This window comes from Odoribacter lunatus, from assembly GCF_943193135.1.
In the GTDB taxonomy this organism is placed as follows: domain Bacteria; phylum Bacteroidota; class Bacteroidia; order Bacteroidales; family Marinifilaceae; genus Culturomica; species Culturomica lunata.
Genome location: NZ_CALPCZ010000005.1, coordinates 47,690 through 62,701 on the forward strand (window position 1 = coordinate 47,690; position 15,012 = coordinate 62,701).

General features: G+C 41.9%; 13 protein-coding genes. 8 read left to right on the top strand and 5 right to left on the bottom strand.

Annotated features, from left to right (window positions below):
• The first annotated feature begins 73 nt into the window (after positions 1-73).
• Positions 74-2,089: a urocanate hydratase gene (locus NFR61_RS03665; RefSeq protein ID WP_251620714.1), complete on the top strand. Its 2,016-nt coding sequence runs from the start codon at positions 74-76 to the stop codon at positions 2,087-2,089.
• A gap of 253 nt (positions 2,090-2,342) precedes the next feature.
• Here the strand turns inward: NFR61_RS03665 and NFR61_RS03670 are convergent, their stop codons facing one another.
• On the bottom strand, positions 2,343-3,383 hold the full coding sequence (locus tag NFR61_RS03670; RefSeq protein ID WP_251620716.1) for a BF3164 family lipoprotein: 1,041 nt from the start codon (positions 3,381-3,383) through the stop codon (positions 2,343-2,345).
• A 2-nt stretch (positions 3,384-3,385) separates the two neighbouring features.
• On the bottom strand, positions 3,386-3,610 hold the full coding sequence (locus NFR61_RS03675; RefSeq protein ID WP_251620718.1) for a hypothetical protein: 225 nt from the start codon (positions 3,608-3,610) through the stop codon (positions 3,386-3,388).
• Positions 3,611-3,753: 143 nt separating this feature from the next.
• On the opposite strand from NFR61_RS03675, the gene NFR61_RS03680 reads away from it, so the two are divergent.
• Both NFR61_RS03680 and NFR61_RS03685 read left to right on the top strand, forming a co-directional pair.
• A complete protein-coding gene (locus NFR61_RS03680; RefSeq protein ID WP_251620720.1) occupies positions 3,754-5,079 on the top strand; it encodes a sensor histidine kinase in 1,326 nt (441 codons plus the stop codon).
• Entirely contained in the window at positions 5,064-5,750 is a 687-nt protein-coding gene (locus tag NFR61_RS03685; RefSeq protein WP_251620721.1) for a response regulator transcription factor, read from the top strand. Before NFR61_RS03680 ends, NFR61_RS03685 begins: the two co-directional genes overlap by 16 nt.
• A 47-nt stretch (positions 5,751-5,797) precedes the next feature.
• Here NFR61_RS03685 and NFR61_RS03690 read toward each other — a convergent pair whose 3' ends face one another.
• The 3 genes from NFR61_RS03690 to ppdK all read right to left on the bottom strand — a co-directional run bounded on the left by NFR61_RS03690 (position 5,798) and on the right by ppdK (position 10,268).
• Positions 5,798-6,385, bottom strand: a complete 588-nt coding sequence (locus NFR61_RS03690; RefSeq protein ID WP_251620723.1) for a hypothetical protein — start codon at positions 6,383-6,385, stop codon at positions 5,798-5,800.
• Positions 6,386-6,535: 150 nt separating this feature from the next.
• Complete coding sequence (lepB, locus tag NFR61_RS03695) at positions 6,536-7,387, bottom strand: signal peptidase I (protein ID WP_251620724.1); 852 nt, start codon at positions 7,385-7,387, stop codon at positions 6,536-6,538.
• 148 nt (positions 7,388-7,535) lie between these two features.
• A complete protein-coding gene (gene ppdK, locus NFR61_RS03700; protein WP_251620725.1) occupies positions 7,536-10,268 on the bottom strand; it encodes a pyruvate, phosphate dikinase in 2,733 nt (910 codons plus the stop codon).
• Between the two features lie 274 nt (positions 10,269-10,542).
• Between ppdK and mnmL the strand changes: the two genes are divergently transcribed.
• The 5 genes from mnmL (at position 10,543) to folD (ending at position 15,007) form a co-directional block, all read left to right on the top strand.
• A complete protein-coding gene (gene mnmL / locus NFR61_RS03705; protein ID WP_251620726.1) occupies positions 10,543-11,523 on the top strand; it encodes a tRNA modification radical SAM protein MnmL/YtqA in 981 nt (326 codons plus the stop codon).
• The gene (locus NFR61_RS03710) at positions 11,498-11,989 is read left to right on the top strand and encodes a prolyl-tRNA synthetase associated domain-containing protein (protein WP_251620727.1); all 492 of its coding nucleotides are present in this window, start codon (positions 11,498-11,500) and stop codon (positions 11,987-11,989) included. Before mnmL ends, NFR61_RS03710 begins: the two co-directional genes overlap by 26 nt.
• A gap of 78 nt (positions 11,990-12,067) precedes the next feature.
• Positions 12,068-12,727, top strand: a complete 660-nt coding sequence (locus NFR61_RS03715; protein WP_251620728.1) for an aspartate kinase — start codon at positions 12,068-12,070, stop codon at positions 12,725-12,727.
• A 46-nt stretch (positions 12,728-12,773) separates the two neighbouring features.
• The gene (gene ffh, locus NFR61_RS03720) at positions 12,774-14,099 is read left to right on the top strand and encodes a signal recognition particle protein (protein WP_251620729.1); all 1,326 of its coding nucleotides are present in this window, start codon (positions 12,774-12,776) and stop codon (positions 14,097-14,099) included.
• A 41-nt stretch (positions 14,100-14,140) separates the two neighbouring features.
• Positions 14,141-15,007 (top strand): bifunctional methylenetetrahydrofolate dehydrogenase/methenyltetrahydrofolate cyclohydrolase FolD, encoded by an 867-nt coding sequence (folD, locus tag NFR61_RS03725; RefSeq protein ID WP_251620732.1) that lies wholly within the window; start codon positions 14,141-14,143, stop codon positions 15,005-15,007.
• Positions 15,008-15,012 lie beyond the last annotated feature (5 nt).

Sequence of the window (15,012 nt, forward strand, 5' to 3'; positions counted from 1 at the left end):
AAAAATAGGGGATTTTTTGATTCTTATTTCTGAAATCGGGGGAATATATTAAATTAGCGCAAAAATATATATTATGACATTACAGAAGTTTCAAGAGGCAATCAGAGAAGGAATACCGGCAGAACTTCCTCCTTTGAAACCGTATGATACGGAAATCAATCATGCGCCGAAACGCAAAGATATTTTAACCAAAGAAGAGAAAAAATTGGCATTACGCAATGCCTTACGGTACTTTAAGCCGGAGCATCATGCTGTCTTGGCACCGGAATTTGCGGAAGAACTGGAAAAGTACGGACGAATCTATATGTACCGTTTCCGTCCCGATTATGAAATGTATGCCCGTAACATACAGGACTATCCCCATAAGAGCTTACAGGCGGCAGCCATTATGCTTATGATTACGAACAATCTGGATAAAGCGGTAGCACAACATCCCCACGAATTGATTACTTACGGAGGAAATGGTGCCGTATTTCAGAATTGGGCACAATATCGCTTGACAATGAAATACTTGTCGGAAATGACAGATGAACAAACATTGGTCATGTATTCCGGACATCCGTTAGGCTTGTTTCCTTCCCACAAAGACGCACCGCGGGTAGTAGTAACCAATGGAATGGTCATACCGAATTATTCTAAACCGGATGACTGGGAACGCTTCAATGCATTGGGGGTATCCCAATACGGTCAAATGACAGCCGGCTCTTTTATGTACATCGGACCGCAAGGAATCGTACACGGGACGACAATTACGGTTTTGAATGCCGGACGTAAAATTTCCAAACATGGAGAAGGACTGGCTGGTAAGTTATTTGTAACAGCCGGATTGGGAGGAATGTCCGGGGCACAGCCTAAAGCGGGGAACATTGCTGGATGTGTAAGTATTACGGCGGAAATCAACCCCAAAGCAACACACACACGCTACTCACAAGGTTGGGTGGATGAGGTGATCGATGATTTGGATGTATTGATGAATCGGGTGCGGAAAGCTAAAGCCGGCAAAGAAGTCGTTTCCATCGCTTATCAGGGAAATGTCGTGGATTTGTGGGAACGTTTGGCAAAAGAAGATATTGCGGTGGAATTAGGCTCTGACCAGACCTCATTGCATAATCCGTGGGCTGGGGGATATTATCCTGTCGGAATGGATTTTGAAGAGAGCAAGCGGATGATGGCGGAAGAGCCGGAAAAATTTAAACAGAAAGTAAAAGACTCGTTAAAACGGCATGTGGCAGCGATTAATAAATGTGTAGAGCGTTTTGGAACTTATTTCTTTGATTACGGAAACGCCTTTTTGCTCGAATCTTCCCGGGCCGGGGCAGATATATTGAAACCGAACGGCAATTTCAAATACCCGTCGTATGTGCAGGACATCATGGGCCCCATGTGCTTCGATTACGGTTTTGGACCATTCCGTTGGGTATGTACCAGTGGTAATCCCCGGGATTTGGCAAAAACAGACGAACTGGCGACGCAGGTATTGGAAGAACTGGCAAGTACTTCACCGAAAGAAATACAGCAGCAGATGTATGACAACATCCGTTGGATTAAAGCTGCCGGAGAAAACCACTTGGTGGTAGGTTCACAGGCTCGCATCTTATATGCGGACGCTTTGGGGCGGATAAGGATAGCGGAAGCCTTTAATAAAGCTATTGCTTCGGGAGAATTGACCGCTCCGGTTGTTTTAGGACGTGATCATCATGATGTATCCGGCACGGATTCTCCCTATCGGGAAACGTCTAATATCTACGACGGGTCCAAATTTACTGCGGATATGGCAGTACAGAACGTTATCGGGGATTCTTTCCGCGGTGCTACATGGGTATCGCTTCACAATGGAGGGGGAGTAGGTTGGGGAGAAGTAATAAACGGCGGATTCGGAATGGTATTGGATGGAAGTGCAGATGCGGACAGAAGATTGAAAAACATGCTTTTCTGGGATGTGAACAACGGAATATCCCGGCGCAGTTGGGCACGCAATGAAGGGGCTGTATTTGCAATTAGACGGGCAATGGAATCCAATCCTGCATTAAAAGTGACATTACCGAATTTTGCAGATGATCGAGTGATAGAAACAGCGATTAAATTTTAAACCTATCGTTTCCGAATAAAAAAGGATAGGTTTTCTATTCAAAAAGAGTATGTTTTTGATGCAAAAAGAGCCTCTTTTTTTAAGGCTTTTTATGTTGCCTTATAAAATGCTTATTTATAATGATTTATAAACTTTGAAAAACACTGTCGGAAAATTTAGATTAAAAAGTAAAAAAGAAAGGAGACAAGCATTGATTGAATGACTTGGTTGATGATGATGCAAAAACAATCAAACTTGCTCCTTTCTGTATATTTTATACAGAGAATTTGACTAAAACCGTTTCCGGATTATGACCGATTCCATATAAAGTATTTTCATTCTTATCGTAACAAATATTACTTACCGGAATATCCAGCGTATATGTATCCATGAGGAGACCATTCCAGTCAAACACCAAGAGAGTCTGACAAAATCCGATATGATAACGGTCTTTCTTTTTACTTTTCCCGGAATACAGGACATAAATGCGATGATCTGATACTGCCATATCCATAAATCCGTGAATCGTACTTTTGTCATAAGCTACTTTTAGATTTTTGGGTGTATTTCCCGAAATATGCACTTTAGGGAAATAGAATGTCAATAATTTTATTCTCTCGATTTGGTCTCCGTTAATTCCGCAAATATCCAAAATACCGCTACGCATATCGGAACAAACAAACGCTTTGCCGTCCGGTCTTATTTTCAAAACACTGCTGGCGTACAAAACACTTTTACTGTATTCATCTAGTTGGGGATAATCGGGATGTCCGGGATAAGATAGAAAATAGCGGGCACTTCCGTTTTCCAAAGAATACAACATATAACGTCCCTTTTCATATAATCCGGTAGAAATAATAAAATCGTCATGTTTATCAGCAATCAGGTGTTGCACACCTTCCGGTAATTGTATGCTATATGTTTCCGACATACCGTTTTCTGTTTCGGGAGTAACAAACAATTGTCCTGTTTGAAAATTCAAAGCGGAGACCTCCGTGGCGGTACTGCTCAAGGCACTGGTATAAAATGCCTGTCCATTTGTGCGGCTTCGGGTAATGCGGTCGATTCTTGCATCTTGATGCAGCGAGAAAAGGCTGATATTATTTTGTCCGTTAGGAGTTGAAACAGCGAAAACGCCATTGCTTTTGGCAATTTCAGACGGATTACTGATTCCCCAATTCTCAAATGGTGCAACAACTTCCAAATGTTCCGTTTGAGCATTTTCGGAAAAATAAGAAACTTCCTGTTCTTCTGACGAACAAGCATATCCCAATCCTAAAATGAATGAAAGTAATATGTATGAAATATTTTTCATGTTTATTCTTTGTATGCAACTCCTATAACAGTTATGCCGTTATAAATACAAAATCCAGCAGTTCTTTCACAACCTGGTATAAGTTCTTCACTTCCCGCTAAAGCCTCTACAGTAAAAATATCAGAAGAGTTCAAAGAATTCTTGCTGTTAGAAAAAATGGCAGTAAGAATGATAATACTACTTAAAACGGCAAGTATACATACTATTTTTCTTTTGCTTTTTTTCATGCCTTTTGAATTATTGATTACTTTTAACTCGATGCAAATATATAGGGAAAAAATAGAAGCAATTGGCTTAGATTGTCATGAAAATGTCATGGTTTTTATTTTAAATTCTTAAAATCTATTAATTGGGGAGCCTTGGAAACTATATGAAAAAGAGAAAAGAATACACTTGGATTATTGCTATTGTGGGAATTGTGGGGGTGTTGTGTTTTCAACTCGTGTTGTTGGAAGGGTTGTATCAATCAGAGAAAGAGAGGTTTGAAGAAAAGATATTAGAGGATATAAAGCAAGGTATTCCTAAGTTGAATGTGAATTTAGGATTTATCTATACTAAAAGTAGAAATCTTATTTCATTTGAATCCGAAACTAGAAGATTGACGATTTTGGTAGAAGATAAAAAATATTGTTATTCGCTTGAAGAAGGGATAACAGAAAAGGAAATTTTTGAACGGGTATATTATGATGCTTCGAATACAAAGTGGAAAGCCTCTCACTTGGGCACATTGATACAAGATAGCCTTCGTGAACTTTATCATGCGGTACCGTTGAAGATAATTATCCGGGATTCCGTGGGGAACAGCATAGATGAGTCGGGGAATTTATCGGTGGCAAAATGCAAAGAAATTAGTTTTGGACCTGTTCCGTTGGGATATGTGACGGGACGTACCTTGGAAGCCTATTACTATTTCCCGTTTATTAATTTTCTGTATCATGAATTCGACCGTATTCTGATGACAGCAGTGTTATTCCTTTTGTTGGTATTCTTTATTGGCTTTTTAATTCATGCCGTACGGGTGGAAAGAGAAAACGCCAATGCGAGAGAAGAGTTCATGCACATCGTACTTCATAACCTGCAATCACCCGTTGATTTTGTTAGGCGTATGAGCTACGAAATCAAAAACCGTTCGGTTTCCGAGTATACCGAAGAACAGGAAAAACTATATACCGAATTAAAAAGAAGGTTGGATACCATGGGACAAGGTATTCGGCGTCTGTTGACTCATTCGGTCGGGGTGTACGGAATACATTTGGAAAAATCGGAGATAAATTTTCCGGAGATGATAGTGGGAATTATCAGGCAATATAAAAGTCTGAGCGGAAAACAGATAGACATGGAATGTGATAGTTCTGTATCCGGTTTCAAGGCAGATTCTGTACATTTGTCGGGTGCGATTGCCAATTTGGTGGAAAATGCTGTAAAATATACAGCGGAAGAGTGTCGGATAAAAATAACATGTAGATTGCACGGCAAAGATATACGGATTACCGTCGCGGATAATGGTCGCGGTATACCGAAAAAAGAACTGCGCCGAATTTTCCGGAAATATTATCAGGGAACAGGAGCACAAAAAGGATTCGGTTTGGGATTGCATTATGTGTGGAAAGTAGTAAAAGCCCATAAAGGAAAAATGGAGGTAAAAAGCGAAAACGGATGTGAGTTTATAATGGTACTGCCATGGAACAACCAATAAAGATATTGTATGCGGAAGATGAAGTGATGATAGCCGAATTAAATCGGGACATGCTCACGAGGGCGGGCTATGCCGTAGACATTGCATCCAATGGAAAAGAGGCTTGGGAGAAATATAAAACCTTTTCCTATGACATACTCCTGTTGGATATCATGATGCCCGGAATGAGTGGTTTTCAGTTACTCCAGGCTATACGGGAAGTAGACACGGCAATCCCGATTGTTATCTACACCTCAATATCGGGAAGTGGCTCTGTAGCAAAAGCCTTGGATATGGGTGCTGACGAATACATTCGTAAAGAATGCGAGCCGCCTGAGATTATCGCCAGATTAAATGTCATCGCCCGTCATATAGGAAAGGATTTACATCACATATTGTCCGAAATTACTTCTTTTTCCTATGCGGATTACTCCTTGACCTTGAATGGCAAAAAGATTAAATTGACACCGAGCGAAGCAAAATTGTTGAGATTCCTGTGTGAAAAACAGAATACTGTTGTATCTAAATCCTTTTTGTGCGAAAAATTGTGGGGAATAGCGACCTTCGGGAAAGAGAGAACAATAGACAATTACATGGTAAAATTGAGAAAATATCTAAAGCCCGATAAATCTTTGCAAATAGTTACAGGTTACGGAGAGGGATTCACTTTGGTGACGGAGGCGAACAAATAAAAAAACGGGAGATTTTATCTCCCGTTTTATATATCTGCAATAAAAGCTTAAGCCTCTACATTAGCATTTTTAATAGCAGCCCAACCCAACAAAATCATTACAAGAGCAACCAAGTTAATAATACCTGAAATGAATGAGGGTAAAAAGAAAGCAGCAATACTACCAACCAAATACAGTATATAAGCTAAAAATAATTTGTTAGCACCTGCTTTTGCCAAAGCCGGGAAAGTTGAAGAATTTTTTAATGCCATAAATCCTAAAAGATTCAAAACATAAGCGGCAATTGCAGCAATCGTACCGATAATTGCAACTCCCGGAATCAAAAAGGCAAGAACAGTGATAACAGATCCTGCAAGAGCCAGAATAGCAGCTAACCAAACTTTAGAAACAGCGGCAGCATCTTCACCGGCCAATATGTTTTTGAAATTTCCTAAGCCCAATACATACAAAACGTATCCCAAGATAGTTGCAATACCTGCAATCAAAACAATAATGCTGATCAAAGTCAGACTTTTAAGGATAAGTCCAAGAATAGCTGCAAGAATACCACCGGCAATACTAGACAAAGAAAAAAGTAATACACCTAAGAAAATCTTGGAAGTCGCATTCTTCCATGCTGAATTTGTAAGTTCCATAGAAATAAAATTTTAAGTTTATATGAAAATTAATTGTTAATGTTCAAACGCACTTTTATTTTTTTCGCGTGCAAAAGTATGAAAAAAATTATAGTAAATAAATAATTTGTTACTTTTTTTTACGTTGAAAAAATGGAAGACATTGGAAGGTCAGGAAGGAATCTTTTTTAAAAATCTGTTCCAGCGATAATTCCCCTCATTATCAATGGATTTTAGAATCAATAATGCTTTGCCAACAATGAATTCTTCGGGAACCAGTCCCCAGTAACGGGAATCTTCGGAATCTTCCACGTGATCGCCTCCCATAAAATAATAGTTTTTCATAAAACGATAGCCGACAATCTCTTCGTCTCCGAGAAATACTTTCTCATTGAAGTAATGCAAAGGCTTTTTTTGTTCCCACTCAATCAGACTTTTATAGAGTATATAATTAAGGGGAGTCAGTTGAACATAAGAATTATGGCCGGGAACAAACAGGGGGCCGAATTCCTTTATATTCCATTTCAAAAAAGCATTGTAAGGAAATGTATAATACTCGGAAAAATCGAACGACTCTTTTGAGCGCAGGGAAAGACGGAGTTGATTTTCCTGATGACCTACACCTTTTCTGTGATTGACAAAGTAGAAACCGTTCCGTATTTCGACAGTATCTCCGGGAACACCGATACAGCGCTTTATATAGTAAGTATTGAGATTCATGCGGATTTGCTGCCAGGAACTGGTAAAAGGGAAATTAAAAACGACTACCTCATTGTGTCTGATTTTCAATGGATTAATCCGCTCTCTTGTCTGGGCCTCTGCACCTTTCAAGGCGGCCAGCGGATTGGCAATCCGGCTGCCTAACACCGGATGGTCGATAATAATATTATCTCCCGTGTATAGTGTCGGCTCCATGGAACAGCCGGAAATATCGAAAAAACTGACGAAAAACAGTGTGGATATAAAATAGATAAACCACAACAGGCATGAAATCAAAAGAATATTAATTATTTTTTTATTCATACTCCTTTTCTTGACATTCGTACAATTTCGGATGGGTGAACGCAAGTAAGGGGGCGAATGTTCGGTTATTATATATTTTTTGTATTTTCTAAAAAAAAAGAACTTCCCGAATGGGAAGTTCTTCATATCGCATGTAATAAATATGTTATTATTTTTTAGCGTGCATGATAGCAGCCTGTGCGGCAGCTACGCGAGCGATGGGTACCCGGAAAGGTGAGCAGCTTACGTAATTCATTCCAACTGAATCGCAGAAAATAACAGAGGAAGGTTCTCCACCGTGTTCACCGCAGATACCTACTTTCAAATCCGGATTGGTCTTGCGTCCCAATTTGACACCCATTTCAACCAGACGGCCGACGCCTTCTTGGTCGAGTACGGCAAACGGATCGGTTTTTAAGATACCTTTTTTGATGTATTCCGGTAAGAATTTGCCGGCATCGTCACGAGAGTAACCGAAAGTCATCTGTGTCAAGTCGTTCGTACCGAAAGAGAAGAATTCAGCTACTTCTGCAATCTGGTCGGCCGTAATGGCGGCACGCGGGATTTCAATCATCGTACCCACTTTGTATTCCACTTTTACGCCTTTTTCTTCAAAAACCTGGGCTGCTACGCGGCGGATAATGTCAGCCTGCTGTTTCAACTCTTTGATAGTACCAACCAACGGAACCATGATTTCCGGACGGGGATCCAAACCGCGTTGTTTCAGATTACAAGCAGCTTCGATAATTGCACGGGCCTGCATTTCGGTGATTTCCGGATAGGTAACACCCAAACGGCAACCGCGGTGACCCAACATCGGGTTGAATTCATGCAAAGCATCTACTTTTTCTTTAATGCGTTCTACCGGCATACCCAATTTGTGTGCCATATATTGCTGTGAAGCCGGTTCGTTCGGCGTAAATTCATGCAAAGGCGGGTCAAGCAAACGGATGGTCACACCCAAACCGTTCATGGCTTCCAAAATACCTTCAAAATCCCCCCGTTGCATCGGTAAAATTTTGTTTAGTGCATCACGGCGTCCCTCTACGGTTTCGGAAAGAATCATTTCACGCATCGCATCGATACGATGTCCTTCAAAGAACATGTGTTCCGTACGGCAAAGGCCTACACCTTTCGCACCGAAATCGCGTGCTTTGCGGGCATCTTTCGGGGTATCGGCATTGGTGCGTACAAACATGCGCGTATATTTTTCTGCCAAATTCATGATGGTTGTGAAATCCTTATCCAAGGTAGCATCTTCTGTTTCCACTTTACCCAAATAAACTTCACCGGTAGAACCGTTCAAAGAAATCCAGTCACCTTCTTTTATCACAGTGTCGTTTACGCTGAATTTGCGTTTTGCATAATCAACCGTAATATCACCGGCCCCGGATACACAGCATTTACCCATACCGCGGGCAACAACAGCTGCGTGAGACGTCATACCGCCCCGGGCTGTCAAAATACCTTCGGCAACGTTCATACCGCGTAAATCTTCGGGAGAGGTTTCCAAACGAACCAACACCACTTTTTCGCCTCTGTTTTTCCATTCTTCAGCTTCATCGGCGAAGAATACGACACGACCGCAGGCTGCACCCGGAGAAGCCGGAAGACCTTTCGTAATCGTATGAGCCTTTTTCAAAGCTTCTTTGTTGAAAACTGGGTGAAGTAATTCATCCAATTTAGCCGGTTCCTGACGCAACAAAGCCGTTTTTTCGTCAATCATGCCTTGATTTAACATATCTACAGCCATCTTGACCATAGCAGCTCCCGTACGTTTACCGTTACGGGTTTGCAACATCCACAACTTACCGTCCTGAATGGTAAATTCCATATCCTGCATATCGCGGAAGTGGTCTTCCAACTTCTCTTGTACGGCATTCAATGCAGCATAAGCTTCCGGCATGGATTCCTCCAGAGACGGATATTTGGAAGCGCGTTCCTCTTCGGAAACACCCTGTAATTTAGCCCAACGGCGGGAACCTTCAATGGTAATTTCCTGCGGAGTACGGATACCAGCCACAACGTCTTCACCTTGTGCGTTAATCAAATACTCTCCGTTGAAAATATCTTCTCCCGTAGCGGCGTCACGGCTGAATGCCACACCGGTAGCGGAATTGTTACCCATATTACCGTAAACCATAGATTGAACGTTTACAGCGGTACCCCATTCTTCGGGAATCTGATTCAATTGGCGGTACAGAACGGCACGTTCCGTCATCCAGGAATCAAATACAGCACAGATAGCACCCCACAATTGCTCCCAGGGATTGGTCGGGAAATCCCTTCCGGTCTTCTTCTTAACGACATTTTTGAATTTTTCAACCAATACCTGCAAATCCTCTGCCGTAAACTCTGTATCTTGTTTGATATTTTTTGCTTCTTTCAGTTTGTCGATTTCTGCTTCGAACGGATTGTGTTCACCTTTACCGGCAGCCACACCCATTACCACATCTCCGTACATCTGTATGAAACGACGGTAAGAGTCCCATGCAAAACGAGCATTGCCTGACTTTTCTGCCAACAATTTTACAGCATCATCATTCAGACCCAAGTTCAACACAGTATCCATCATACCCGGCATGGAAACACGGGCTCCGGAACGTACGGATACCATCAACGGGAAAGCTTCTCCTTTAGAACCGAATTTCGCATTCATGAGTTTTTCCATGTGTGCGATACCGGCTTTAACATCGTTTTCAATTAATTTAACGACAGCCTCTTTACCTTCTTGATTGTAAAGTGTACAAACTTCAGTCGTGATTGTAAAACCTGCCGGTACAGGCAAGCCGATTAAATTCATTTCTGCCAGGTTGGCGCCTTTGCCGCCGAGCAGATTTTTCATGTCTGCCTTACCTTCTGCTTTTCCGTCTCCGAATGTGTAAACGTACTTAGTACTCATAGTATTAAATTTGATTTATAAATTGTTGAAATTATTTCTTTTCAATATCCTGATATTCAATGTGAATGATAAAGAAAGTAAATCATTTTTTCAATTTTGCAAACATAATAAAATTCTGTTACAATATGAAAAAAAACAACTTCGTTTTTTGTAGAAAATCCTCTCAAAAATAAAGGGGGATAAGTATATTTTAATAGAATGGTACCGTGAATGAAATAAATTTGAAACTGCATACGATTTGCGTTATCTTTGTTCACTATTTCGTCGCATGGTTATGAACGGTACAAAGGGTCAGAAAAGGTATAGGGATTTTCCCGCATTTTGTCGCAAGGTATTCGGGGTGAGAGTGCAGAAACTTTCCGTGGATGCCGGTTTTACCTGTCCCAACCGGGACGGGAAGAAGGGAACAGGCGGATGCACTTTTTGCAATAATGAGAGTTTTAATCCAGATTATTGCCGTTCGGTGGAAAGTATTTCCAGTCAGTTGGATGAAGGAATCCGTTTTTTTGACTCCAAATATAAAGGACAATGTTATCTGGCTTATTTTCAAGCGTATTCCAATACTTATGCGCCTTTGGACGTATTGCGGAAACGTTATGAGGAGGCGTTGGCACATTCCCAGGTGGCGGGTATCGTGATTGCGACACGCCCGGATGTGATGAATGAAGAGATTTTGGCGTACTTGGAGCAATTGGCGCGGGAATATTATGTATGTGTGGAATTCGGTATTGAATCGACGGACAATGCCGTGTTGGCAAAGGTAAACAGGGGACATACCTATGAGGAGGCCGAGCGGGCAATAATCAGTGCGGCGGATAGGGGTATTTACATCGGCGCGCATCTGATATTCGGGTTGCCGGGTGAGACACCCCAATCCATGCTGGATGGAGCGGTACGGGTGAGCCGATTGCCGATTCATATTTTAAAACTGCATCAACTGCAAATTATACGGGGGACGCGAATGGCGGATGAGTATCTGAATAATCCGCTGCTTTTCCGATTGTATACTCTGGAGGAATATTTGGACTTTATTGCGGATGTTATTGAAAGGATGAATCCGGAAGTGTATCTGGAGCGTTTTGTGAACCAGGCTCCTCCGGAGTATTTGATCGCTCCCAACTGGGGCGTGAAGAATTATGAGTTTGTTGCGAAGTTGGATAAGCGTTTGAAGGAGCGGGATAGTTGGCAAGGGAAATGGTGTGATATGAAACATTTTAATTTGGGATTCGATGATAGGACAGGAAAAAGTATATGAGACTTTGGAAAAGCTGGGGATAAAGTTTGATTATATTGAGCATCCGCCGGCTCCGACGATAGAGATTGCACGTCAATATTGGACACAATTGGACAGTACGCACTGCAAGAATTTGTTTTTTCGAAATCACAAGGGTAATCGCCACTATTTGGTAATTTTTCATTGTGATCGGAGTCTGGCAATTCATGATTTGGAGCAGTTGCTGAAACAGGGGAAGCTGAGTTTTGCATCGGAACAGAGAATGGTGAAGTATTTGGGTTTGTATCCTGGCTCTGTCAGCCCTTTCGGATTGGTGAATGATGCAGAGCATCATGTATATGTCTTTTGGGATGAGAATTTGAAGAAAGCGGAAAAACTCTCTTTTCATCCGAATGACAATCGGGCTTCGCTGGCGATAAAAACCGAAGATTTCATACGATACATGGAGGCGACGGGAAATGGATACGAGTGGATAAAATTGTATTGAGCGGTAGATTTGTGATGAGAAAGTATACAAAGTTTATAGAAATATTGTATGTTTGTTGAAATTTAAACAACAAGAGATATGGTAAGTATTTCACATGCTGTTGAAGATATCGTAAAACATCGTCCTTATTTGTCGGAGGCTTTGGCTGCCGGCATTATCAATGTGTCGGCATTGGCACGGCAGTTGCAGCCGGAGGTGGAAAGAATATTGCAAAAAGAGATTAATACGGGTGCAATCGTGATGTCTTTGAATCGTCTGGCACCTTATTTACAAGTTCGGGAACAGATGCAACTGAATAAGTTGCTGAATAATATGGGAGATATTATTTTGCGTAGTAATTTGTGCGACTATACGTTTAAAAATTCTGCGACGTTGCTGGAGTGCCATATAGAGGTATTGAAGAATTTGGTGAAGAATGAGGAGATTTTTTATACGTTGGTGCAAGGAGTGTTTGAGACGAATTTGGTGGTAAGTAATACGATGGAAGAGGTGATAGGAGACTATTTTAAAAATGAGGTGTGTCTGTTCAAGCAAAATGACTTGTCATCAGTGACGTTGAAGTTGCCTAAAGGAAATAGTTTGCAACCGGGATTTTATTATACTATCATGAAGGAGCTTTCGTGGGAAGGTATTAATCTGACTGAGGTTATTTCTTCTACCAATGAGTTTACGGTTGTGGTAGATAATTCGTTGATAGATAAAACGTTTGTTGTATTAAAGAACATAGGCAAGCGTTAAAGGGTATAAATGTAAATAGAGTTATAAATAAAAAATATATCGTATTATGTTTGAGAATTTATCGGACAAGCTGGAACGTTCGTTTAAGTTGTTAAAAGGGCAGGGAAAGATTACGGAGTTAAATGTGGCGGAAACACTGAAAGAAGTGAGACGCTCGTTGTTGGATGCCGACGTGAACTATAAGATTGCCAAGGATTTTACGAATAAGGTAAAAGAAAAGGCGTTGGGTATGAATGTGCTGACTGCTGTGAAACCGGGTCAGATGATGGTGAAAATCGTGCATGATGAATTGGCGGAATTGATGGGGGGGAAGAATGTGGATATTGATTTGAAGAAGAAACCGGCGGTTGTTTTGATGTCAGGCTTACAGGGATCGGGTAAGACGACTTTTTCTGGGAAACTGGCTAATTTACTAAAAAATAAGAGGGGAAAAAAGCCGTTGCTGGTAGCGGGCGATGTGTATCGTCCGGCAGCTATTGAGCAGTTGCGGGTGTTGGGGCAGCAAATCGATGTGCCTGTATATAGCGATGAGAATTGTAAAGACCCGGTGAAAATCGCTTTGGAGGCTATCAGGCAGGCGAAAACGGATGGAAATGATGTGGTGATTGTCGATACGGCGGGACGTTTGGCGGTGGATGAGGAAATGATGAATGAAATTGCTGCCCTGAAGAAGGCGGTGGAACCGGATGAAACGTTGTTTGTGGTTGATTCAATGACCGGGCAGGATGCGGTGAATACAGCGAAGGAGTTTAATGACCGTCTTGATTTTGACGGCGTGATATTGACCAAGTTGGATGGTGATACGCGAGGCGGTGCCGCTTTGTCTATCCGTACGGTGGTTAATAAACCGATTAAATTTGTCGGTACGGGAGAAAAAATGGAGGCGATAGATGCTTTCCATCCGGAGCGTATGGCGGACAGGATTTTGGGAATGGGTGATATTGTGTCGTTGGTGGAAAAAGCGCAGGAACAGTTTGATGCGGAGGAGGCGAAGAAGTTGCAACGGAAGTTGTCCAAGAATCAGTTTAATTTTAATGATTTCCTGTCGCAAATCCAGCAAATTAAGCGGATGGGTAATATTAAAGATTTGGCTTCGATGATTCCGGGAGTGGGGAAGGCACTGAAGAATGTGGATATAGATGACGACGCTTTTAAAGGCGTGGAAGCGATTATCCATTCGATGACACCAGCGGAACGTGAATCTCCAGAGATTATCAACGGTTCCCGGAGGAAACGTATTGCAGAAGGAAGTGGTACAACGGTGCAGGATGTTAATCGGTTGTTGAAGCAGTTTGAGGAATCGAAGAAGATGATGAAGATGTTATCGGGAGGGGGCAAGATGTTGCGAGGTATGAAAGGAATGAGAAGATAATACGAAAAAAGAGTTATGGATATATAAGGAAGGAGGCAATTATGGAGTTACTCGACGGAAAAAAGATAGCGGCGGAAATTAAGCAGGAACTTGCGGATAAAGTGGCGGAACTAAAACAGGCAGGGAAGAAAATTCCTCATTTGGTTGCTGTGTTGGTGGGAAATGACCCGGCAAGCGAGACGTATGTTGCAAGTAAGGTAAAATCGTGCAAGGAGGTCGGTTTCAAAAGTACGGAAATGCGTTTTTCTGCCGATATGACCGAAGAGCAATTGCTGGAAGTGGTAGATAAATTGAATGCGGATGCGGATGTAGACGGGTATATTGTGCAGTTGCCTTTGCCTACTCATATTTCGGAGGAACGGATTTTATTGGCGGTAGATCCGAATAAGGATGTGGATGGGTTCCATCCATTTAATGTCGGCAAGATGGTTGCCGGACTGCCTACTTATCTGCCGGCGACTCCGGCGGGAATTGTCGAATTGCTGACCCGTTATGATATAGAGACGAAGGGTAAGCATTGCGTGGTAATCGGGCGGAGCAATATTGTCGGTACGCCGATGGCGATACTGATGTCGCGTAAGGATGCGCATGCGGATTGTACTGTGACGATATGTCACAGCCGAACGCAGAATATACAGGAGATTACGCGCCAGGCAGATATATTAATTGTTGCTTTGGGAAAACCCCACTTCGTAACGGCGGATATGGTAAAAGAAGGAGCGGTGGTGGTTGATGTGGGGATTCACCGGGTACCTTCGGATAAAACGAAGTCGGGATTTAAGTTAGTCGGAGATGTGGATTTTGAACATGTTGCACCGAAATGTTCCTATATTACACCGGTGCCTGGTGGTGTGGGACCGATGACAATTGTCTCGTTGTTGCAAAATACGTTTAAAGCGGTTCTGTAACGTTT